Origin of the sequence: Streptomyces sp. NPDC015345, from assembly GCF_043078805.1 — a bacterium.
Classification (GTDB): Bacteria; Actinomycetota; Actinomycetes; order Streptomycetales; family Streptomycetaceae; genus Streptomyces.
The window spans coordinates 174015-195451 of sequence record NZ_JBIBTX010000013.1 but is presented as its reverse complement, the minus strand read 5'-3'; the positions used below and the strand labels follow the sequence as shown (position 1 = coordinate 195451).

The following is a 21437-nucleotide window of genomic DNA, read 5'->3' as shown; positions in this document are numbered from 1 at the left end:
CGTGTGCCGGTGCTGCGGGCGGGGAGTCGTCCGGGGCGGTTGCCGTTGTCGTTCGGTCAGCAGCGGTTGTGGTTCCTGCATCAGTTGGAGGGGCCTGGGGCGGCGTACAACGTGCCGTTGGCGTTGCGGTTGAGCGGCGGGCTGGACCGGGAGGCGCTGAGGTTGGCGCTGGGTGATGTGGTGGCGCGGCACGAGAGCCTGCGCACGGTCTTCGCGGAGGATGCTGAGGGGGCGTATCAGCGGGTGCTGGATGCGGGGGTCGCGGTTCCGTGGTCTGTTTCCTCGTGCGGGCGGGAGGAGCTTTCGGAGCGGTTGGAGGAGGCTGCCCGGTACGGCTTCGATCTGACGGTCGACGTTCCGGTCCGGGCCACTCTGTTCGAGCTCGGTCCCGATGAGCACGCCCTGCTCCTGCTCGTGCACCACATCGCGACCGACGCGTGGTCGCTACGGCCCTTCGTCAGCGACCTCGTCGCCGCGTATGGGGCGAGGGCGAAGGGTCAGTCCCCGCGGTGGCCGGTGTTGCCGGTGCAGTACGCGGACTTCGCGGTGTGGCAGCGGGAGTTGCTGGGCTCGGAGGACGATCCGGAGAGCCTGGTCTCGGCGCAGGTCGCGTACTGGCGGGAGCAGCTCGCCGACCTGCCCGCGGAGATCGTCCTGCCTGCTGACCGTCCGCGTCCACCGGTTCCCTCGCAGCGTGGTGATCGGGTGGAGTTCACCGTGCCCGCGGCTGTGCACGCCGGTGTGACGAGGCTGGCTCGTGAGTGCGGTGCGAGTGTGTTCATGGTGTTGCAGGCGGCGTTGGGTCTGCTGCTCGCGCGTTCAGGTGCGGGTGATGACATTCCGATCGGTACGCCGGTGGCCGGGCGTGGTGATGACGCGGTGGATGACTTGGTGGGGTTGTTCATCAACAGTCTGGTGCTGCGTACGGATGTGTCGGGGGATCCGACGTTCCGTGAGTTGGTGGCGCGGGTGCGGGAGACGGATCTGGAGGCGTACGCGCATCAGGATCTGCCCTTCGAGCGGCTGGTGGAGATCCTCAACCCCGAGCGGTCCCTGTCCCGCCACCCCCTCTTCCAGGTCATGCTCACCCTCAACAACACCACAGGCATCACCGGCGCGGCCGCCGCCGACGGGGGCGATTTGACGGTCAGGCCGTTGGCCGCCGAAACCGCCACCGCGAAGTTCGACCTGCTGCTGTCCTTCGGTGAACTCCGCACGGCCCAGGGCGAGCCGGACGGGCTGAACGGAGCGCTGGAGTACGACACGGCTCAGTTCGACGCGTCCACCGCCCACCACCTGACGCTGCGCCTGGTGTCCGTACTCGAACAGGTGACAGGCGACCCGAAACTGACCGCGGGGGCCACGCGCATCACGCTCCCCGACGAACTGGAGGCGATGCGGGCCTGGAACGACACCGCGCGCGACGTGCCCTCCACCCCATTGCCGGAGCTGTTCGGCGCCCAGGCGCGACGCCGCGCCGAGCACCCCGCGATCCTGCACGAGCACGGCACCCTCACCTACGCCGAGCTGGACGCGCAGACGAACGCGTTGGCCAGGGCCCTGCTCGCCCACGGTGCGGGCCCGGACGCCGTCGTGGTCCTGGCGCTGCCCCGTGGCGCCGACTTCGTCCGAGGGGTCATCGGCACGCTCAAGGCGGGGGCCGCATATGTTCCCCTGGACCCGGAACTGCCGGCCACGCGGCAGGAGTTCGTCCTGCGCGATGCCCGACCGACGGTGCTGCTCACCACTCGGGACATCGCCGCGCGGCTGCCGCGGCACCACAGCACGCTCCTGCTCGACGACACCACGCTCGCGGCAGCGCCGCCGGCTTCCGTGACGGACGAGGAACGCGGCGGCCCCCTGCTGCCGGAACACCTGGCGTACGTCATGTACACCTCGGGCTCCACGGGGGAGCCCAAGGCCGTCGAGATGACCGTCCGCGCCGTGCAGAATCTGCTGCACTGGCACCAGGAGGCGCTCCCCGCCCCCGACGGGTCGGTCACCGCGCAGTTCACCGACACCGGCTTCGACGTCAGCGTGCAGGAGATACTGTCGGCCCTGCTCTGCGGCAAGACCCTCGCGATCTGCCCGGAGGACGTCCGCCGCGACCCCGACCGCATGGTGGCCTGGCTGAAGGAAACCGGCGTCCACGAACTGCTCGCCCCCACTCTCGTCATCGAGGCGGTGTGCGCGAGTGCCCTGGAGGCGGGAGTGGAGCTGACGGCGCTGCGGCACGTCGCGCAGGCCGGTGAGGCCCTGCTCACGGACGGCGCCATCGGACGCCACTGGTCGGCGGCCACCCACCGGCCGAGGCTGCACAACCACTACGGGCCCACCGAGACCCACGTGGTGACGGCCGAGCCCCTGCCCGTCGACCCCGCGCACTGGCCGGCCGCCCCCGCCATCGGCAGTCCGCTGCCCAACGTGCGCGTCCATGTGCTCGACCACCGGCTGCGGCCCGTCCCCCCGGGCGTACCGGGGGAGCTGTACGTGTCGGGGGCGGCCGTCGCCCGCGGATACCGGGGGCGCCCCCGGCTCACCGCGGAGCGCTTCGTCGCCTGCCCTTCGGGTGCGCCGGGGGAGCGGATGTACCGTACGGGCGACCGGGTCCGCCGCTCCGCCGACGGACGGCTGCACCACCTGGGCAGGGTCGACGACCAGGTCAAGATCCGGGGCTTCCGGGTCGAGCCCGGCGAGGTGGCCGCAGTGCTGCGGAGCGACCCCGAGGTGAACGCCGCCGCCGTCCTCGCCCGCGACGCCACCTCGCTGATCGCCTTCGTGACCCCCGCCCCCGGTGGCGCTCCCGACCCGCGCGAGCTGCGGGCCAGGATGCTGCGTACCGTGCCCGATCACCTCGTGCCCGCCGACTTCGTCGTCGTGGACGCGCTTCCGCTGACCCGCAACGGCAAACTCGACCGCCGGGCGCTGCTGGGCATGGACATCGCCAGGCCGACGGCCCGTGCGGCGGCCACCGAGGCGGAGAAGCGCATCTGCGCGATCTTCGCGGAGGTACTCGGCATCGACCGTGTCACGCCCGACGACGACTTCTTCCGCCTCGGCGGGCACTCCTTCCTCGCGACCAAGGTCACCGTGCGGGTCAACGAGCAGCTGGAGGCCGAGCTGGGCGTCCGCGACCTGTTCGAGGCGCCCACACCGGCAGACCTCGCCCGGGCGGTGGAGAGCCGCGGCACCCGCGACTCCTTCGCCCCGCTGCTGCCGCTGCGGACCAAGGGCGAGGGACGACCGCTGTTCTGCGTGCACCCGGGAGGCGGCGTCGCCTGGTGCTACTCCGGCCTGCTGACCCACCTGGACAGCGACATCCCGGTCTACGGGCTCCAGGCCCGCGCGCTGAGCCGGCCGGGGGAGGCGCCGGCCGACGTCGGCGAGATGGCCGCGGACTACCTCCAGCAGATCCGCGAGATCCAGCCGGAAGGCCCGTACCGGCTGCTCGGCTGGTCTTTCGGTGGGGTCGTCGCCCACGAGATCGCGGTACGGCTCCAGCACGAGGGAGAGGAGGTGGAGCTGCTCGGCCTCGTGGACTCCTACCCCAACGTCTCCGACGGCACGGACGTCTCCGGGGCATCCGGGGTCTTTGAGCAGGACGTGCTGGAAGGCGCCCTGCGGCAACTGGAGGACAAGCTGCTGGTCGACAATCTCACCGCAGCCGGCTTCCCCTTCGAGGAGGCGGAGTTGGCGGGCGACCGGAGCGGACTCGTCGCACGCTACCTGGAGTTCCTGCACGCCCGGCAGCATCCGCTCGCCGCCGTCGGCGACCGCACGCTGCTGGCCATGAAGGACGCGTGGATACACCACAGCAGGCTCCTCGCGACCCACCGGCCCGGGCACTACCGCGGGGACCTGCTGATGTTCTCGGCCGTGCACCTGCCCCCCGAGCTGCGCGGCCGGGTGGACGCCACGGCCTGGCGGCCCTTCGTGGACGGCGTGATCGAGGACCACCCGGTGGACGCCGAGCACGAGCAACTGCTCACCGTGCCCGCCCACATCGCCACCATCGGTCGCTCACTGGCCGCACGGCTCTCGGCGAACGGCGCTCAGGAGCCGTCCGAACGGCCCGGCAGCACGTCCTTGGCGACGAGCCGGGAGCCCGCGTAGCAGAGGCGGTACACGTCCACCTCCTCCAGGAGGTTTCCGTTGGACCGGTAGAACGCGCAGGTGGCGCCGGAAGGTCTCGGGGCCGCCCGCATGTCGTCGGTCGGATAGGGGAAGTGCCGGTCGGGAAGCCGCTGCTGGATCTCGGCGCGCTCCTGCCCGACGCGCAGCGATTCGTAGACCCCGGGCCGCAGGACGCACGTGCTCAGCTGGTACGCGAACACGACCGCCGCCGGGAGCGCGGTCAGCGCCACTCCCGCGGGCACCACGAACGCGGCTGCGAAGCGCAGCCGGGCCCGCCGCTGCGCCACCGCCAGTTGCCGCGTCGATGCGGAACCCGTCGCCCGCGCCAGGCCCCCGGCTGCGTGCGACCGGTCCGCGCTCACCCGGTCGGGCACCGTGGCCCTCACCTCGAAGCCGTCCCCGCGCGGGCCCGCCCGGAGCGTTCCGCCGATCACCGCCACCCGCTCCCGCATACCCGTCAGACCGCGGTTGCCCGGCGTCGGCCGGCGACCGCGTCCGGCCGAAGCCGCACCGGGCGGCGCCGAGTTGACCACGCGCACCTCGGTCACTCCGGCCTCATGCCGGATCCGGACCTCCACCCTGCTGCCCGGCGCGTGCTTGGTGGCATTGGTCAAGGACTCCTGGACCACCCGGTACACGGCGCGGTCCACCAGCGGTGCCAGCGAGGGCGCCGCGCCCTCGCGCACCAAGGACACCTCGACACCGGACGTGGCGGCCCGGTGCACGAGGTCCTCCACCGACTCCGCCGTCGGAGCCGTCGACACCGGATCGGTGCTCTCGCGCAGGACGCCGATGGTGTCCCGCAGGTTGTCCATCGCGTCGGAGACGGCCGTCCGCAGTTCAGTCAGATCGGCCCGGTGCCGGTCCGACAGGTCGGGCTCCAGCTCAAGGGCGCCCGCGCGCAGCGCTATCAGGCTCAGTTCGTGCCCCAGTGAGTCGTGCATGTCGGCCGCGATCCGGGTGCGCTCCCGCAGCCGGGCCTCCTCCGCCACCGCGCGCTGGCGCTGCTCCAGGCTCATCGCCCGCTGCCAGCCGTCCCTCACCAGGGCCGCGCGTGCCTGGCGGTACCGGCCCACGAGCCAGGGCAGCAACAGCGCCGCCGGCACCATCGTCACCACGTAGAACCACCAGACGAGGGGGACCCGCAACGCGGCACAGAGCGCCAGGTCGACGGCCATGGAACCGCCGAACGCCAGCAGCGACGTCCTGGTCGTGGCGGAGCCCGCGCCCAGGAGGTAACTCGACACCGCGAGCGCCAGGAGGTACGGGTTCGCCGGACTGGTCCCCTGCATTAGGCCCAGCGCGCACAGACCGTTGACGGCCAGCAGCGCCGCACCGGGGCGCTTGCGGCTGCCGGGCACCGCCACCGCGAGGACCAGCGCGGGCACCACCACGTCCAGGAGCGCGGAGGAGGCCGTGTCGTTCTCCAGGAACCACACGAGCCCGACCCCGGAGAGCAACAGCCACAGCGCCACGTCGCGCAGTACCGGCCCCGCCGCCACCAAACGAGCCGGGACCCGGCGGCCCGCACTCCATCCGCCCTTGTCGGTACGCCACATCACCCGCCGAGGCTACCCAATGCCCACACGTGGTCCTCAACCCCGTGGAACCAGCTGTGCGCAGGCACTTTCCGCCTCAAGTACAGCTCGTTGACACCGCTGAGGCGTCACTGGCACCGTTGATCCACAAGCGCGTCGTCCCATTCGGGCATTCCGATCGATGTGACTGGGGGCCAGTGGTGGCACCGTTCGGCAATTCGGCGAGTACCACCGGCTCGACCTCCTGGCCGCCGACGAAATCGGCTCGCCGGGCGCGCAGTTGACCACCGGCGGTCCGCGTTGAACGCCGCGCGACACCACGAGGACGTTGCTGTGGAGTACCGGCTCGACGAGGGCGGACACGTTGCCCGCCCGCTGGGGGCCGGGGCGATGGCGGGCCAGGAACCGCCCGGGGACCGCGCCCGCATGGCGCGCCGCGCCGACCGCACACGGGAGGCCCGCGAGACGCGGATGGGCCGCGGCGCCGCCGAGCCGGACCAGGCGCTCGCGGACATCACCTGGGCGAGGACGCCTTGCTGACCGAACGCGGCCGGGGCGGGCCTCCCTACCGCGGCATGACGGGGGTCAGCACCGCCTTCGGCACCTTCGGCGAACTGCTCCAAGGCGTCCTGCCCGGCGGTGAGGACTTCCTGGTGACGCTGCCCATCGCGCGCTGGAGCGTGGCGACCTTCCGCAGCGACCCCGCGGCGCGCCGGCTGCGGGTCGTGCCGGACCACAAGCACAAGGCGCGGCGCCTGCTGTCGATGATCCTCGACGACCATCCGGTGCCCGTCGGCGGAGTGCTAGTCCTGGAGAGCACCCTGCCGGAGGGCAAGGGGTTCGCCAGCTCGTCGGCCGACCTGGTGGCCACGGCACGGGCCGTGGGCAACGCACTGGGCATCGCCATGCCGCCGGCGAGGATCGAGTCGTACCTGCGCCGCATCGAGCCCACCGACGGCGTCCTCTACGACGGCATCGTCGCCTTCGACCACCGCCGGGTGGAGCTGCGCCGCGCGCTCGGGGCGCTGCACCCCATGTCCGTGGTCGGGATCGACGAAGGCGGCACCGTCGACACCGTCGCCTTCAACCGGCTCCCCAAACCGTTCTCCGACGCGGACCGCGGGGAGTACGCGCGGCTGCTCGCGCGCCTGACCGAGGCGGTACGCGTCGACGACCTCGCCGAGGCCGGAGCCGTCGCGACCCGCAGCGCGGTGCTCAACCAGGCGCTGCGGCCCAAGCGGACGCTCGACCGGATGATCGAACTGTGCGAGGAGACCGGCGGTCTCGGTGTCGTCGTCGCGCACAGCGGCACGTCCCTGGGCATCCTGGTCGACCGCTCGGACCCGCAGTGGGCCCGCAAGGTCGTGCACGCGTCACGGGGCTGCTTCGCCCTCGCCGGAAACGTGGCCACCTACGTGACGCTGGGATTTTCGGCAGGACCCCTGACGGGCAGGAACGGGCGCAGGAGGGTGTCCACGACGGAGTGAGGTCGGTGTGGGGGCGGAGAGCCTGATCGGCCTAGGGCCTGTCTGACAATTCGCGTCGTCGCCCGGAGGGCGGCCTCGCGGCGTCAGGTGCGTGCTCTCGGCGTGCCGGGCGTAGGGCCTCGTACTGGATGTACTTGGCTCTGCGCCCGGTGCGGCGAGAGTGCGTGCATGGCGTCGCGAGGCAGGCGGGAATTGTCAGACAGGCCCTAGGGCCCGACGCGCGCCAGCGGATCGCCCAGCGCCACGACGACCCGCCGTTCCCCGCGGTAGGGCGCGCGGCTGTGCGCGGCGGCGATGTTGTCGATCAGGAGCAGATCGCCCTCCCGCCACGGCACCGGCACCGTGTGCCGGTCGTACACCTCGTTGATGGTGTCGACGGTGGCCCGGTCCAGGGCGGCACCATCGCCCCGGAACGTGGTGAAGGGCAGGCCGTCGGCACCGAACTCGGAGAGCAGCAGCTCGCGTACCGCCGGGTCCATGGTCCACTCGTTGAGGAAGGCGATCTGGTTGAACCAGCAGCGCTCACCGGTCTGCGGGTGCTCGACCACCGCGGGCAGGGTCTGGCGGGTGCGCAGCCCGCCCGCGTCCGTCCACTCGTGGGTGATGCCGTGTGCGGCGCAGTACGCGCTCACGGCCGCCCGGTCGTCCGTGCCGAACGCGTCGGCGAGCGCCACCCCGAGCAACGGGCTGTAGTTGCGTACGAGTTGCCAGCCGTCCCGCTCGAACGGCGCGACGACGCCGGCGGGCAGGTCGGCGAGGACCGCCCGCGCGTCGGCGACGGACACCGCTCCGCCGCTGCTGCCCTGCTCCAGGCAGGACAGGACGAGCCACCTCGGGTAGCGGGCCGCGCTCGACAACTCGTGGTGCATGCACATGGGTTGGTCCGGAGGCCACTGGGAGGACGAGTACACCCCGCCCGGCAGCGCCGTGCGCGGGGCGAAGCCCTCCAACTCCGTCATCAGCTCCGAGGTGAGGGCCCGGCTCGCCCCGGCCGCGTCGGCCGGCTCGCGCAGTCCCAGCCCCCGCACCAGGACCGCGCCCCGCTCGACCGCGACGGACCGCAGCGCGTCGGCGTGCGCACGGAGCCAACCGGGGCCGTCCCCGGCCGCCGCCTCCGCGTCCACGACCGGCACCGCATCCTCGGAAACGGGTATCGACTCGCCGGCGAATCGGTCGACATCGCTGTACGGCATTCATTCGCCCTTTCGGTTCCGCGGGGTCGGAAAATGACGGGGGAGCGCTGCCGCGACCCCCGCAGCGCAACGTAACAGCGATCGGACGAAGCGGAAGTCTTTCAGTCTGGGGTAATGGTTCTTGCCCATCGGCCGGGATTCCGGAAACTGTTCAGGCAGTCCATCGGAAGCGAGGAGTGCCATGCCCGTGATAGCCGTCAACGGCGTACGGCTCGCATACCAGGACCTCGGTCACGGTCCTCCCGTACTGCTGGCCATGGGAGCCGGCGCCACCGGCAGCGCCTGGCACCTGCACCAGGTCCCCGCCCTGGTCGCCGCAGGCCACCGGGTGGTCACCTTCGACTACCGCGGGTTCGGTCCCGACGGTCCGGGTGCCCCCGGCCTCACTGTGGACGACCTGGTCGCCGACATCGCCGGGCTCGTCACCCGGCTGGACCTCGGACCGTGCACCGTCGTGGGCACCTCGTTGGGCGCACGCCTCGCCGCCGAACTCGCGCTCGCCCGCCCCGACCTGGTCGACGCCCTCGTCCTGATGGCCACCAGGGGCCGCAGCGACCCGCTGCACACCGCGCTCAGCCTCGCCGAACAGGAACTGGACGACCGGGGCATCGAACTGCCGCCGCGCTACCGCGCCGTGGTCAAGGCACTGACCGAGCTGTCACCGCGCGGCTTCGCCGACGAACAGGCGCTCACGGACTGGCTGGAGGTGTTCGAGCTGGCCCCGCCCCCCGGCCGCGCCGCGCGCGACCAGCGGCGCCTCTACCCGATGCCGGACCGCCTCGACGCCTACCGGCGCATCGACGCCCCCTGCCACGTCATCGCCTTCGCCGACGACGTCATGGCGCCGCCCGCCGCGGGCCGGGAGGTCGCCGCCGCCGTGCCCGGCGCGGGCTTCGAGGTCATCGAGGGCTGCGGACACCTCGGCTACCTGGAGCGGCCCGACGCGGTCAACCGCGCGCTGCTAGAATTCCTGTGGGCATCCGCACCGGCGAGGACCGACCGGTCCCTGAAGAAGGAGAACCGCCGATGAGCGGCCCGAGCGCGTCCCTGCCCTACGGACAGGTGCTCCGACTGGACGAGTTGTTGCAGGCCGCGCGCGTGCACGACGACGACGTCGACCACGTCCTGTTCCTGGCCACGCACCAGTCCTGCGAGATCTACTTCGCCGTCGTGCTGCGGCACCTGGAGGCGGTACGGGCCGCGCTGGACGCCCGTGACGGTGCGCTGGCGGTGCGCCGCGCCGCGCCGCTGCCGGTGCTGGTCGCCACCCTTGTGCACCAGTTCGATGGCCTGGCGACGCTCCCTCCCGAGGCGTTCCACGCCATCCGGGACGCACTCGGGGACGCCAGCGGCTTCCAGTCCGCCCAGTACCGCGAGATCGAGTACCTCTGCGGCCTGCGCGACTCCCGCTTCCTCAACACCGCGGGCTTCACCGACGCCGACCGAAAGCGGCTGCGGGCACGCCTGGACGAGCGCTCCGTCCAGGAGGCGTACCGCGACTTCGCCGCCGACCAAGCGGAGCGGGAGTCCGTCGAGCGCGTACGCGGCGCGCTGCTCGACTTCGACGAAGCCTTCGCCGTCTGGCGGGCGCGCCACGCGGTGCTCGCCGAACGGTTCCTCGGGGGCGGCACCGGGACCGCCGGGTCCGACGGCGCCGCGTACCTGTGGCGCGCCGCGCGCCGGCGCCTCGTGCCCGACGTCTGGCCGGGCGGATCGGGCGGATCGGTCGGGCCGGACGTGGCGGGCGAGGCCTAGCGCGGCACGCGCGGGCGCCCGCCCCAGGGGCCGTCCCCAGGGCCCATCCCCGGGGCCGAATGGAAACGGCGGAAGGCCCGTCCGTCAGCCGTGACTGAAATGCTTTCCGCCTCGGTGGCCGCCCGGCTAGCGTGACCGGAGGTCCGATTCCGAGCACGCATTCTCCGATGTCTCCGGTCTCCTCCACAGGACCATTGGACCTCCTCAAAAAGGCTCCTTCAGCGAACCCGCGCACCGCATCACTTCTGAAGGCCGCGGAATTCCGCGGCGCGATCTCATCCCGGGGAGTGCATTCTCGATGGCACAGCAGGGGCAGGGCGAAACCACAGGGCGCATCGGCAAGGTCGTCATCGTCGGCGGCGGCACTGCGGGCTGGATGACCGCGTCCTACCTCGTCGCCGCCTTCGGCGACCGCGTCGACATCACGCTCGTCGAATCCGGACGGGTGGGCACGATCGGCGTCGGCGAGGCGACATTCAGCGACATCCGGCACTTCTTCGAGTTCCTCCAACTGGAGGAGAAGGACTGGATGCCGGCCTGCAACGCCACGTACAAGCTCGCGGTCCGGTTCGAGAACTGGCGGGAGCCGGGCCACCACTTCTACCACCCGTTCGAACAGCTGCGCTCCGTGGACGGCTTCCCGCTGACCGACTGGTGGCTGCGCCATCCCACCACCACGCGGTTCGACACGGACTGCTTCGTGATGGCCTCCCTGTGCGACGCCAACCGCAGCCCCCGCTACCTCGACGGCACGCTGATCGACCAGGACTTCGTGGAGCGCGGCGACAAGCCGCTGGCCCGCTCCACCATCGCCGAGTTCCAAGGTGCCCAGTTCCCCTACGCGTACCACTTCGAGGCCAGCCTGCTCGCCGAGTTCCTGCGCGACTACGCCACCGAGCGCGGCGTACGACACGTCGTCGACGACGTCCTCGACGTCGAGCGCGACCACCGCGGCTGGATCGAGCGCCTGCGCACCGAGGAGCACGGCGCCGTCGGGGGCGACCTGTTCGTGGACTGCACCGGCTTCAAGGGGCTGCTGATCAACAAGGCGCTGGGTGAGCCCTTCGAGTCCTACCAGGACTCGCTTCCCAACGACAGCGCGGTGGCACTGCAGGTTCCCCTGGACATGGACCGCGAGCCCCTGCGCCCGTGCACCACCGCCACCGCGCAGGACGCCGGCTGGATCTGGACCATCCCGCTGATCAGCCGGGTGGGCACCGGATACGTCTACGCCCGCGACTATCTGGACCCCGAGGAGGCCGAGCGCACGCTGCGCGAATTCGTCGGCCCCGAGGCCGCCGACGTCCCCGCCAACCACATCCGGATGCGCATCGGCCGCACCCGGCGGTCATGGGTGAACAACTGCGTCGCCATCGGGCTGTCCTCCGGCTTCGTCGAGCCGCTGGAGTCGACCGGCATCTTCTTCATCCACCACGCCATCGAGCAGCTGGTGAAGTTCTTCCCCGGCGGCGACTGGGACCCCTCCCTGCGCACGCTCTACAACAACTCGGTGGCCCACGTGATGGACGGCGTCCGCGAGTTCCTCGTCCTGCACTACCGGGGCGCCAAGCGCGCGGACAACCAGTACTGGCGGGACACCAAGACCCGTGAGGTCCCCGAGGCCCTGGCCGAGCGGATGGCACGGTGGCAGTCCAAACTGCCGGACTCCGAGACCGTCTTCCCCTACTACCACGGGCTCCCCCCGTACTCGTACAACTGCATCCTGCTCGGCACCGGCGGCATCCCGGTGCGGCCCTCACCCGCCCTGGACATCGCCGACGAGAAGGCGGCCCTCCTGGAGTTCCAGGCGATCCGCGACAAGGCCCGCCGCCTGGTCGAGGAACTCCCCACGCAGAACGAGTACTTCGCGGCCATGCGGGCGCAGGTGCAGAGCTAGGCGAGCCGGCGGGGAAGCGCCGTGCCCAGCAGCCAGCTCACCGTCCTCTTCGTCGACCTCGCCCTGATCGTCGCCCTGGCCCACCTGGCCGGGGCCGTCGCCAGACGCTGCGGTCAGCCGGCCGTCATCGGCGAGATCGTCGTCGGAATCCTGCTCGGGCCGACCGTGCTGAGCGGGCAACTGTCCCAGCATGTCTTCCCGTTGGAGGTGCGCAGCGAGCTCGGGGCCTTCGCCGACCTCGGGCTCGCCCTCTTCATGTTCAAGCTCGGCACGGAGTCCGAATGGGCCGCCGGGCGCTCGATGCGGCGGGCATCGGCGGGCATCGCGACCGCCGCGATGGTGTTCCCGTTCATGGCGGGCGCGGGGCTCGGCCTCTGGTGGCATCCGGGTGGCTCCTCGACGCGAGGCGTCGCCCACGTGCTGTTCATGGGGGTCGCGCTGTCGGTGACCGCGTTTCCCGTCCTGGCCCGGATCATCGAGGACCGGGGTCTCTCGCGTGCCCCGCTCGGCCAACTGGCCGTGGCCAGCGCCGCGCTCTGCGACGTGCTCGCCTGGTCCATGCTGGGCGTCGTCATGGTGCTGTGCGGCGTCGACACCCCCTGGCGCCTGCTGTGGTTCGTCCCGTACCTGCTCGTGATGGTGGCCGTGGTGTGTCCCGTGCTCCGCAGGCTCACACGCTCCGGACACACCTCGCTCGACCTGTCCCTCACCTGTGTCGGCGTTCTGGCCTCAGCGGCTGCCACCGAGTGGATGGGGCTCCACTTCATCGTCGGCGCCTTCGTCTTCGGCGTCGTGCGGACGCACGCCCTGAGCGGGCGGGGAAAGGAACACGGGACGGAGGCCGACGCCGAACTCCGCCGTGGCCTCGGCTCCCTCGACAGCCGGGTCCTGATGCCGGTGTTCTTCGTCGTCGCGGGTTGGCAGGTGGACCTGTCACGACTGGACGCGTCCCACCTGCTCGACCTCGTGATCCTGCTGGTCGCGGCCGTCGGCAGCAAGTTCCTGGCCGTGATGGCCGCGGGGCGGCTGCTGGGGCTGAAGCCGCGGGACTCCGCGGCGCTGGGAGCCTTGATGAACACACGCGGACTCACCGAACTCATCGTGCTCACCGCGGGCCGGGAACTGGGACTGCTCGACGACGTCAGCTACACGCTCCTGGTGACTATGGCGGTGCTGACCACGATGTCCACGGGGCCGATCCTGCGGCGCCTGCTCAAGGAGGGGACCGCGACCGGCCCCGCGCACGCGAACGCCCCCTCTCCCGACCACCCGTCCGACCTCGCCCCCGAGCGGAGCGGCACCGGAGGCTGAACACCAGTGAACTCGCTGAGCCGACTCGCGGAACGCTTCGGCACACCGCTGTACGTCTACCGGCTGGACCGGGTCCGGCGCGCTGCGCTGGACCTGCTCGGCGCACTGCCGACCGGCGCCCGTCTCTACTACTCGCTCAAGGCCAACCCCCATCCGGCCCTCGTGCGCGAGCTGAGCGGACTGGGCCTGCACCTGGAGATCAGCTCGCCCGGCGAACTGGCCGTCGCGCAGCACGTCCGCCATCCGGCGGAACACTGCCTCTACACCGGCCCGGGCAAGACCGCCGCCGAGGTGTCCGCCGCACTGCGGGCCGGGGTGCGCCTGTTCTCCGTGGAATCGCCGACCGACCTGCGCCGCGTCACGGAGCTGGGCACCGGGGCCGGAGTCCCCTTCGACTACCTCGTCCGCCTCAACGCCCAGGCCGGGGCGGTCGGCACCGGCCTGCGCATGACGGGGCGCTCCTCGCAGTTCGGCACCGACCCCGACACCGCCCTCGCGGCCGGCATGTTCGAATCCGCGCCCGGTGCGCACGCCGCCGGTGCGCATTTGTTCTCCGCCACGAACATCGTCGACGAACGGGCTCTGGTCGAGGAGTTCCGGGCGGTCCTGCGGACGGCGCTGAGCACGTTCGAGGCCGCGGGGAGCACCCCTGCGCTGATCGACCTCGGCGGTGGCTTCGCCGCGCCGTTCGCCGCACCGGGCGAGCGGCCCGCGTACAGCGGGCTGCGCGCGGTCCTGGAGGAGCTGCTCGACAAGGCGGTGCCGGGCTGGCGCGAGGGGAGGCCAGGGATCGCCTTCGAGTCGGGCCGCCATCTCGCCGCCGACTGCGGCTCGTTGCTGACCACGGTGCTTGACGTCAAGCAGAGCCGGGGCACCACCTACGCGGTCCTCGACGCCGGGGTCAACGTGCTCGGCGGCATGTCCGGCATCGGACGGCTCCTGACCCCCGCGGTCCGGCCCACGGCCGACCCGGACGGCGGTGCCGCGGCGGGCGGCCTGGCCGAGGTGACACTGGTGGGCCCGCTGTGCACGCCGCTCGACGTCCTCGCCCGTGCCGCCAAGATGCCCCTGCCCCGCGTCGGCGACGTCCTGCGCATCGACAACACGGGCGCGTACGGCCTGTCGGCGAGCCTGACGGGGTTCCTCAGCCATCCCGTCGCCACCGAGGTGGTCCTCGGGGCCGACGGAGCCGTGGTCGACGTACGGGACCACCGGGCGGCGTACGCCGCAGACACCGCGACCGGCCCGGGCGGCTGGTGATCCCGGACCGGCCGGCCCCGCGTGCGGCGCGCTCTCAGTGCTGGATCAGGTCGCCGACCGGGACGGCGGGGACGTGGCCGGTCGCGGGAAGCTCCCGCGCGAGGGCCAGCCCCACGTCGACGAGCGAGGACCGCCGCAGCCCCGTGACGTCGGGGACCGGAGTCCAGCGCGACTCCGAGGTGTCGCCGTTCGGCTCGGGCCTGAGCCGGCCACCGGTGAGGCGCACCTGGTAGAAGATGCCGATGTTCTGGTGCGGGCCGTCACCGGGGCTGTTGCGCTCGGACGCGGGGATCACCCGCGAGTCGACGCCCAGCAGCCGCTCGACCACGGCGTCGCAGCCCGTCTCCTCGGCGACCTCGCGGATCACCGCGTCGAACGGGTCCTCCGCGTGCTCGACCCTGCCGCCGGGCAGCGTCCAGTTGCCCGACACGTGATGGGCGAGCAGGACCCGCCCGTCCTTGATGCACACGGCGTAGGCCGCCAACCGAAAACTCATCCCCGCACCCTATCCTTGCCGCCAAGTCCGTTCCCACTGAACGGAGTTACGAACAGCTCGAAGGCTCGCGTCAGCCGCCGACGGCCCCGGCCTCCAGTGCCGCTTTGTCGATCTTCCCGTTCGCCGTGAGCGGCATCCGCTCCACCGGGACACAGCGATCGGGTGTCTTGGCCGCGCCGAGGCGTGCGCCGATGCCGAGCAGCACCTCGTCCGGCGCCGCGGCCCCGGTCGTCCAGACGGTGAACGTTCCGTCCGGGCCCGGCGGGACGCACGCCGCCTGCTCGACCCCCTCGACGTCCAGGGCGGCGCTCTCCACCTCCTGGCAGCTCACCCGCCAGCCGCGCCGCTTGAAGAGGTCGTCGCGCCGGCCGTGGAAGTAGAGCCTGCCGCCCTCGTCGACCCACCCGAAGTCGCCCGTGCGCAGGGCCCTGCCCACGCCGTCCGGCGCGGCGACGAAGCGCTCGCGCTGCTCCGCGGCTGCCGAGGGCCCCCAGTACCCGGCCATCACGTGCGGCCCGGCGACGACGATCTCACCGACGTCGCCGCACGCGACCGGCTCGCCGTCCCGGCCGACGACGAAGAGCCGCGTCCCCCGCAGCGGTCGGCCGACCGTGCCGGGGAACGCCAGGTCCTCGTCCGGCGCGGCGATCGAGATCCGCTTGCACTCGCTCATGCCGTACATGCAGATCAGGGCGGCGTCCGGGAAAGCGGCCCGGACCCGCTCGGCGTCCCGGCCGATGAGGGCGGCGCCGGTGTTGGTCAGCAACCGCACCGATGTCGGGCGCGGGTCGCGCTCGCCGAGCCGCGCCAGGAGGAGGGCGAGCGTGGGCACGACGGGCACCACGGTGGCCCCCGCGCCGCGGATCGCGACCAGTTCGCGCGCGGACGCCGCGCCGTGCGGGTAGACCACCTCGGCCCCGGCCAGCACGGCCAGGAACAGTTGGTACAGGCCGTAGTCGAAGGAGACCGGCACCCGGCAGTACACGACGTCGGTCGGCAGGTACCCGACGCGCTCGGCGACGGCACGTGCGGCCCAGACGACCGCCCCGTGCGGGCACACGATCCCCTTGGGCCGGGCGGTCGTCCCCGACGTGTACACCAGCAGGGCCGGATCGTCGGGCGTCGCCGCCGGCCCGGTCGCCGCCGCGGGCGGCACATCGGCGTACGCCGGGGCGAGCACCGGCACCGACGTGACGTCGGTGAGCTCCGCAACCCGGTCCGCGGTGGTCACGACCGCGGCCGGGGCCGCGTCCGCCAGCAGGTGGCGCAGCTGGTACGCGGACGCGTGCTCGGCCACCGGAACGAGGATGACGCCCCGGGACATCGCGCCGAAGAGCAGCGCCGCGAAATCACGGCCGCCGGGGAGCAGACAGAGCAGCCGCATCCCGCGCCGCAGCCCGAGACCGTCGAGCCAGCCGGCCGCGCGGTGGGCGTTCTCGTGGAGTTCCGCGTACGACCAGGCGCCGTCGCGGTCCCGGACCGAGGGGCGGTCCCGGTGGACGTCGGCGGCGTGCAGGAGCAGGTCGTGGACCAACTCGGCGGAGGCGAGGGCCGGGACGTCGACGGTCATGGGTCCTCCAGACTAGGAGCGGTCAGCCCGGACCGCGCCCGTGCGTTCGAGGTGCTCGGCGAGCCGGGTCACGGCCGGCAGGACGTTGTCCCGCACCGTGCGGGCCCCTTCCGCCGTCCACCGCAGGTACCACGTGAGTGTGGCGGGGCCGGTCTTCGCCATCTGCCGCACGTAACGGGCCGTGGGGACGCAGTACAGTTCGAGAACGGGCACGATCGCCCGCAGTTCGTCGGGTCCCGGCGGGTTCGCCGCCGTGGCGCGCAGCACCAGGTCGACGGCGAGATCCCGGTGGACACGGAAACTCCCCCGGCCGGTCCTGGCGAGGAAGAGCACCGCCCGGGCGAGGTCGTAGACCCGGGGCCGTACGTCCACACCGTCCCAGTCGAGCAGCGAGATCAGCCGGTCCTCGTCGTCGAAGACGAGGTTGGAGCCGGCGATCTCGCCGTGCGTGAGCGTCACGGGCAGCGACTGGTACGCGGGCAGGTCCAGGGTGGCCCGCGCCCGCCGGTAGGCGGTGCGCCAGGCGTCGTTCACCTCGTCCCACAGCGCGGGGGACGCGACCGCGGACACCAGCTCTCCCAGCTCGTCGACGGCCGACTCATCGGCGCCGAGCCAGAACTCCATGTCCTGGATCGGGTTGGCACCGGCCTCCGGCAGACCGTCCACCGGTACCGCGTGGACGGCGGCGACCGTCTCGGCAGCCGCGCGCAGGTCCGCCGGGTCGCCGTCCCTGAAGTGCCGGCCGGGTACGTAGCGGCGCAACTGCCACAGGGCGCCGTCCGCCGCCGCGGTGGGGGAGCCGTCCGCCGCCCGGATCAGGGGTTCGGCCGGCACGCCGTACCGCGCGGCGCGCGCGATGGCCGCGTCCTGGAAGGCCAGCCAGCGGTCCTGCCCCGGCCGGCCCAGCCGTTTCAGTGTGTACGTCCCGTCGGCCGTGGTGCACCGCCAGAGCTGGTTGGGGCTGTCGCGGGTCAGCCGCTCGACCGACCGCGGCCTGATGCCGTACGACGCCTCGAGAACGTGGCGCGCCTCGCCCGCGACGTCCGCCTGCCAGTCGGCGCTCACGGGCGGGCCATCCCTTCCACGACGGCGGAGTCCCGCGCGAGGGCGTCGGCCTCGTCCATGAGCTGGGGCAGCCGGGCGTCGCAGTGCCGTGCCGGGTCCCAGCTGAGCCGCACCACGGTGTGCCGGCCGAGCAGCTCGGCCAGGCCGGACAGCGCACGCTCCGGCGTCTCGGGCGCCGCGTCGCGCGCCAGCCACCGCGAACGGTAGTCGGGGTCCGGGGCCAACAGGTGCGGGCGCAGCGCGGCAGCGGCGTCCGCGGCGTCCAGGCGCTCGACGCGGGGCTCGGCACACGCCGCCCGCTCCAGGACGACGACGGTGTCGAGGCGCGTGGCCGCGGTGAACGGCGAGCCGACGATCTCCCTCATCTCGCCGTTGCTCAGCCAGACCTTGTCCATGGGCATTCCCGGTTCCGACCGCGGCGCCGGAGCGGCGCTCCCGCCTGTCCTGAAGGGGTTGATGGCTCGTACCGGCACGCGGTCGCGCACCGCGTCGAGGATGCCGAGCGCCTCCACCGACCCGGCGCCGAGCCGCGTCGAGACCGGCAGTCCGACGGCGAGCCATCCGGTGCCGGTGGGGGCGAGGAAGGTCCGGTCGGTGCCCACCAGTCGGCCGCCCCGCCGGCCGAGCCACACCGCCGACGAGGTCTTGCCCGCTGACGATGCGCCGGCCAGGAAGACCCCTCGCCCGTCCGGACGCTGGGCCGCGGCTCCGTGGAACATCAGGGCGCCGTCGGCGACGACCGCCTCCCTGACCAGCTCCCGGACGGTGCGGCCGGCCAGCAGTCCGACGCTGCCGGACTCGCGGGCCACCACCGCCCAGGACCGGAAGTCCGGTGTGACCAGGACGTGCGGGTGTTTGTCGGTGTCCTCGGAGACGAGCACCGTCTCGCCGCCGTGGCCCGCGTGCTGCGCGTACCACTCGCCGGTGAACGCCTGACGGCGGCCCGTCGGGGCGCCGAGGCGCAGTCCGGCGATCAGCTCCGGGTCGGCCACGGCGTGGAGTTCGGCCACCGGGTGGGGCCCCGGCACCCGGTGGGTCGGGGCGACGAGCTGGTGCTGGCTCGCGATGTGCCGGTGCGCGGCGGGGTCGCAGGTCCACACCCGCAGCCTCGTGCGGTACCAGTCGACGGTGAGCGGCGGGAGGGTGCCGATCCGCTCCGACCTGGCTATCAGCGACGCGTACAGACCCATGGGGTGGCCGACTTCCTTCGTAGGCGTTCGGTCGGGCTCGGGGGCGGGGCTCAGATGATTCCGGCGTCGACGAGCTGGGCGCGGATGGCGTCGAAGTGCTCGACCGTCATGCGGCGCCGGGCGACGTCGGCGTCCGTCTGGTCCTTGCGGCCGAGACCGAACCACAGCTTCCCGGTGTTCGGGTCCATCCGGCGCGAGACGTCCTTCTCCGCCGGTCCGCGCACCAGCAGCGAGATGGTGTTCGCCTTCGTGGTCGTCGCGTGGACCGTCTCGTGGTGGATGGTGTACGAGTCGCCGGCCCGTTCCGTGGACTGGAACCGTTGCTCGAACGCCGGGGCGACCGACGCGTCGGCGTCCTCCACGACGTGGTAGAGCACGTGGTCGTAGGACCCGGTCAGCAGCCGCGTCGTGAACGACCAGCGGTGGTCGTGGGGCGCGGCGACCTCCATGTTCGACCACACGTGCAGTCGGATCCGGAAGTTGCGGTCCGGGGCGTCGTGCAGCACGAGCTTGTCGAACAGCCGGTTGTGCTCGCACATGTCCCACAGGCGCGGTTCCGCGCGCACCCCGTCGACCAGCTCCCGCATGGCCTCCTTGTCCGCCGAGAGGGCGGTGAGGAACTCGGAGTTCTGCAGGTGGACTTTGCCCAGGTCGGTCCAGTCGACGCGGTAGCGAGCGAGTTCGGACAGCATGTCTTGCCCTCCTGGTGGTGGCGGCTCAGGGCGTGCGGCCCGGGCCGCCGAGCGAACACATGAGGATTTGAGTCGTGGAGTCGGCCGTGAGGGGGCCGCCGTCGAAGTCTCCGAAGGTGCGTTCCACCCTCAGACCTGCCCGGCCCAGAAGCTCGGCGAGGTCGTCGGCGGAGTACATCCGGCTCACGCGGGTGGCGTGCTCGGTCCTGCCGTCCTCGGTGAACGTGTACTCCATCTCGTCCGTCAGCAGCCGGGACGCGGGGCTGTACGTCCGACGCCCGCGTACCGTCACCAGGTGGCCGGTCGCCGGGTGGTCGTAGGAGAAACGGCTCTTCCATCTGGCGTCGGCGCGTGCGGTCTCGTGCCGGGGGGCCGCCACGTCGATGGCGAAGGTCCCGTCGGGCCGCAGGTGCCGCGCGGCGGAGGTGAAGCAGCTCAGCGCGTCCTCGTCGGACAGCAGGTGGCAGACGCTGCTGCACGCGATCATCACCAGGCCGAAACGCCGGCCGAGCTCGAAGCGGCGCATGTCACCGACGAGGAACGTCGGGGTGGCCCTGGACGGCCCGCGCTTGCGCACGGCCTGGTCGATCATGCTCGGGGCGACGTCCACGCCGACGACGTCGATGCCGTCTTCGGCGATGGGCAGGCTCAACCGGCCGGTGCCCGCGGCCAGTTCGAGTACGGGTCCGCCGTTGGACCGGGCCGCCTCGCGCCAGAAGCCGATGTCGTGCGTGTACGTCGCGTAGCGCTGGTCGTAGTGCGGGCCCTCGTAATAGACGTTGTCCACGTGGCGCAGCGCGCTGTCGTCGCCCCCGCGCAGCCTCACCACGCCACCGCCTCGTCGAGGACGCGGGCGAGTTCCGGACGGCGTCCCAGGTGGTCCAGGCGCTGGCGCAGTTCGAAGGCGGGGACGGAGGCGGCGATCCGGCGCGCCCGCGCACCCAGTTCCGCCGCGTCCGGCAGCTTGAACCAGGACGTGAGCTCGTCGTCCTTCACGGGCGGCGCCAGGAGGTTGGCGAAGAGCCGCTCGGCCGCTTCGTCCGGGGCGACGCGGGTCAGCGCGGCGCTGCCGTCCGCCGCGAACGAGGGGAAGACCACGGCGCGGAGCGGTGCCTTCGGCGCCACCCGGCCGTCGAACATCCCGCCGATCTCATGGGGCATCAGCAACCGCGCTTCGCTGCGGTGCGCGTTGGCCGGGTGGACCGGCCGGGCAGGGAGCGCGATCCCGAGCGGCTCGACCGTGTCGAGGCGGATCGACACGGAACGCGGCCAGCCGACGCCGATCGGTCCGCCGGGTCCCTCGTGCAAGGACAGGTCGTCGTTGCCGACGAAGTGCGCACCGGCCGCGGTGGCGGCGATCACCGTGGACGTCTTCCCACTGCGCTTGTTGCCGACCAGCGCGATGCCGAGACCCCGCCACGCGACCATTCCGGCGTGGAGGAAGAGGGCCGACGGGTCGTGCTCGGCCGCGTCGAGGCGGAGCAGCGTACGGACGATCCGCACCACGTGCACCGGTGCGTAGGCCGACGCCGTGGAAGCGGTGAGCCGGACGGAGCGGTGCGCGCCGTCGACCTCGCGCCAGACGCCGGTGTCGTCGTAGTCGCCGTAGTGCGCCGCCGTCGCGGCGCGCGTGCCCTCCGGTCGGACGGCCAGGGCGACGCGCCAGCGCCCGTCCTCGGGGCCGGCGGGCCCGGTGGTGACGAACCCGGACAGGTACTCCTCGACGACCGGCCAGACGCCGACCGGTACTTCGACCTCGACCGTTCGTCCGCCGGTGCCGACATCGGCACCGGCGCATCGGGCGACGATCCTGCCCTCCGAACTCACCCGGTCTGCCCTCCGTTTTAAA

Annotated in this window: 17 protein-coding genes; 8 read left to right on the top strand and 9 right to left on the bottom strand. The window is 72.4% G+C overall.

Going from position 1 to position 21437, the window contains the following annotated elements; all coding sequences use genetic code 11:
• The first annotated feature begins 39 nt into the window (after positions 1 to 39).
• Complete coding sequence (locus ACF062_RS37060; protein WP_392144308.1) at positions 40 to 4113, top strand: amino acid adenylation domain-containing protein; 4074 nt, start codon at positions 40 to 42, stop codon at positions 4111 to 4113.
• Here ACF062_RS37060 and ACF062_RS37055 read toward each other — a convergent pair.
• A complete protein-coding gene (locus ACF062_RS37055; RefSeq protein ID WP_392144322.1) occupies positions 4053 to 5693 on the bottom strand; it encodes a sensor histidine kinase in 1641 nt (546 codons plus the stop codon). The genes ACF062_RS37060 and ACF062_RS37055 overlap by 61 nt on opposite strands.
• Before the next feature lie 312 nt (positions 5694 to 6005).
• Between ACF062_RS37055 and ACF062_RS37050 the strand changes: the two genes are divergently transcribed.
• Together ACF062_RS37050 and ACF062_RS37045 are read left to right on the top strand one after the other, a co-directional pair.
• Positions 6006 to 6212, top strand: coding sequence for a hypothetical protein (locus tag ACF062_RS37050; protein ID WP_392144306.1), 207 nt, complete (start codon positions 6006 to 6008; stop codon positions 6210 to 6212).
• 35 nt (positions 6213 to 6247) lie between these two features.
• The gene (locus ACF062_RS37045; RefSeq protein WP_392144304.1) at positions 6248 to 7159 is read left to right on the top strand and encodes a kinase; all 912 of its coding nucleotides are present in this window, start codon (positions 6248 to 6250) and stop codon (positions 7157 to 7159) included.
• Positions 7160 to 7365: 206 nt separating this feature from the next.
• Here ACF062_RS37045 and ACF062_RS37040 read toward each other — a convergent pair whose 3' ends face one another.
• Positions 7366 to 8352 (bottom strand): TauD/TfdA family dioxygenase, encoded by a 987-nt coding sequence (locus ACF062_RS37040; RefSeq protein WP_392144302.1) that lies wholly within the window; start codon positions 8350 to 8352, stop codon positions 7366 to 7368.
• 181 nt (positions 8353 to 8533) lie between these two features.
• On the opposite strand from ACF062_RS37040, the gene ACF062_RS37035 reads away from it, so the two are divergent.
• From ACF062_RS37035 to ACF062_RS37015, 5 genes are all read left to right on the top strand, one after another.
• Positions 8534 to 9382 (top strand): alpha/beta fold hydrolase, encoded by an 849-nt coding sequence (locus ACF062_RS37035; RefSeq protein ID WP_392144300.1) that lies wholly within the window; start codon positions 8534 to 8536, stop codon positions 9380 to 9382.
• A complete protein-coding gene (locus tag ACF062_RS37030; protein WP_392144298.1) occupies positions 9379 to 10107 on the top strand; it encodes a tryptophan 2,3-dioxygenase family protein in 729 nt (242 codons plus the stop codon). Before ACF062_RS37035 ends, ACF062_RS37030 begins: the two co-directional genes overlap by 4 nt.
• Before the next feature lie 298 nt (positions 10108 to 10405).
• Positions 10406 to 12004, top strand: a complete 1599-nt coding sequence (locus tag ACF062_RS37025; RefSeq protein WP_392144296.1) for a tryptophan halogenase family protein — start codon at positions 10406 to 10408, stop codon at positions 12002 to 12004.
• Between the two features lie 21 nt (positions 12005 to 12025).
• Complete coding sequence (locus ACF062_RS37020) at positions 12026 to 13315, top strand: cation:proton antiporter (RefSeq protein ID WP_392144294.1); 1290 nt, start codon at positions 12026 to 12028, stop codon at positions 13313 to 13315.
• Between the two features lie 6 nt (positions 13316 to 13321).
• Positions 13322 to 14575 (top strand): type III PLP-dependent enzyme, encoded by a 1254-nt coding sequence (locus tag ACF062_RS37015; protein ID WP_392144292.1) that lies wholly within the window; start codon positions 13322 to 13324, stop codon positions 14573 to 14575.
• A 34-nt stretch (positions 14576 to 14609) separates the two neighbouring features.
• Here ACF062_RS37015 and ACF062_RS37010 read toward each other — a convergent pair whose 3' ends face one another.
• The 7 genes from ACF062_RS37010 to ACF062_RS36980 form a co-directional block, all read right to left on the bottom strand.
• Positions 14610 to 15071 (bottom strand): NUDIX hydrolase, encoded by a 462-nt coding sequence (locus ACF062_RS37010; protein ID WP_392144290.1) that lies wholly within the window; start codon positions 15069 to 15071, stop codon positions 14610 to 14612.
• A gap of 70 nt (positions 15072 to 15141) precedes the next feature.
• Positions 15142 to 16641 (bottom strand): class I adenylate-forming enzyme family protein, encoded by a 1500-nt coding sequence (locus ACF062_RS37005; RefSeq protein WP_392144288.1) that lies wholly within the window; start codon positions 16639 to 16641, stop codon positions 15142 to 15144.
• 12 nt (positions 16642 to 16653) lie between these two features.
• Complete coding sequence (locus ACF062_RS37000) at positions 16654 to 17706, bottom strand: aminoglycoside phosphotransferase family protein (RefSeq protein ID WP_392144286.1); 1053 nt, start codon at positions 17704 to 17706, stop codon at positions 16654 to 16656.
• The gene (locus ACF062_RS36995) at positions 17703 to 18896 is read right to left on the bottom strand and encodes a hypothetical protein (protein ID WP_392144284.1); all 1194 of its coding nucleotides are present in this window, start codon (positions 18894 to 18896) and stop codon (positions 17703 to 17705) included. The genes ACF062_RS37000 and ACF062_RS36995 overlap by 4 nt, the downstream gene beginning before the upstream one ends.
• A gap of 50 nt (positions 18897 to 18946) precedes the next feature.
• Positions 18947 to 19588, bottom strand: a complete 642-nt coding sequence (locus tag ACF062_RS36990) for a hypothetical protein (protein ID WP_356582028.1) — start codon at positions 19586 to 19588, stop codon at positions 18947 to 18949.
• A gap of 25 nt (positions 19589 to 19613) precedes the next feature.
• Positions 19614 to 20417 (bottom strand): class I SAM-dependent methyltransferase, encoded by an 804-nt coding sequence (locus ACF062_RS36985; protein ID WP_392144282.1) that lies wholly within the window; start codon positions 20415 to 20417, stop codon positions 19614 to 19616.
• A complete protein-coding gene (locus ACF062_RS36980; protein ID WP_392144280.1) occupies positions 20411 to 21415 on the bottom strand; it encodes a hypothetical protein in 1005 nt (334 codons plus the stop codon). The genes ACF062_RS36985 and ACF062_RS36980 overlap by 7 nt, the downstream gene beginning before the upstream one ends.
• Positions 21416 to 21437 lie beyond the last annotated feature (22 nt).